Genomic DNA, 1,327 nt, shown 5'->3' with positions numbered 1-1,327 from the left:
TGCCGAGGAGGCCAACGGCGGCGAGGCCGGCCGGTCGTTGTTGGACGAGATCGTCCGCGACGGAGCCCGGCAGATGTTGGCCGCTGCCCTGCAGGCCGAGGTCGCCGCGTACGTGGCCGCATTCGCTGATCAGCTCGACGAGAACGGTCACCGACTGGTGGTCCGCAACGGCTATCACCAGCCGCGTGAGGTGCTGACCGCGGCCGGTGCCGTGCAGGTGAAGGCGCCGCGGGTCAACGATCGCCGTGTCGACCCCGATTCTGGTGAGCGGCAGCGGTTTTCCTCGGCGATCCTGCCGGCCTGGGCACGCAAGTCCCCGCAGATGAGTGAGGTGCTGCCGCTGCTGTATCTGCACGGCCTATCGACCAGCGACTTCGGGCCCGCACTCGAGCAGTTCCTCGGCTCGGGTGCCGGGTTGTCGGCCACCACGATCACCCGTCTGACCGCGCAGTGGCAAGACGAAGCCCGTACGTTCGCTGCCCGGGACCTGTCCGGCAGCGACTACGTCTACCTGTGGGTCGACGGCATTCACCTCAAGGTCCGCCTGGACCAGGAGAAGCTGTGCCTGCTGGTGATGCTCGGCGTGCGCGCTGACGGCCGCAAAGAGCTCGTGGCGATCACCGACGGCTATCGGGAGTCATGCGAGTCGTGGGCGGATCTGCTGCGCGACTGCAAACGACGCGGCATGACCGCCCCAGTGCTGGCCGTCGGCGATGGCGCGCTCGGGTTCTGGAAGGCGGTGCGGGAGGTATTCCCGAAGACCCGAGAGCAGCGCTGCTGGTTCCACAAGCAGGCCAACGTCCTTTCCGCACTGCCGAAGTCAGCGCATCCGGCCGCGCTGGCGGCCATCAAGGACATCTACAACGCCGAAGACATCGACAAAGCTCAGGTCGCGGTCAAGGCCTTCGCGGTTGCCTTCGGCGCGAAGTACCCGAAAGTGGTCGCCAAGATCGTCGACGACCTCGATGTCCTGCTGGAGTTCTACCACTACCCCGCCGAGCACTGGATCCATCTGCGTACCACGAATCCGATCGAATCCACCTTCGCCACAGTGCGTTTGAGAACGAAGGTCACCAAGGGTCCGGGATCGCGGGCCGCTGGATTGGCCATGGCCTACAAGCTGATCGACGCCGCCCAAGCCCGTTGGCGGGCCGTCAACGCCCCACATCTGGTCGCCCTCGTCCGCGCCGGAGCGGTCTTCCACAAAGGCAAACTGCTCGAACGGCCCACCGACATCACCCCACCGACACCACCGTCAGACGGCGATCAACACACCGAAACGGAGGTCGCCTGAAACACCCCGATCCACAGGTATTGACAATTGCTC

The 1,327-nt window shown here is 65.6% G+C and carries 1 protein-coding gene; it reads left to right on the top strand.

Features of this window, described 5'->3' with window-relative positions:
- The first annotated feature begins 37 nt into the window (after window positions 1-37).
- Window positions 38-1,294 carry an IS256 family transposase gene (locus JF781_RS27920; RefSeq protein ID WP_225341355.1) on the top strand — a complete coding sequence of 419 codons (1,257 nt, stop codon included), beginning with the start codon at window positions 38-40 and terminating at the stop codon, window positions 1,292-1,294.
- The last annotated feature ends 33 nt before the right edge of the window (window positions 1,295-1,327 follow it).

It is taken from the genome of Mycobacterium sp. WUMAC-067, from assembly GCF_020217485.1.
Lineage (GTDB): Bacteria > Actinomycetota > Actinomycetes > Mycobacteriales > Mycobacteriaceae > Mycobacterium.
This window is presented reverse-complemented; position numbering and strand designations above follow the sequence as displayed.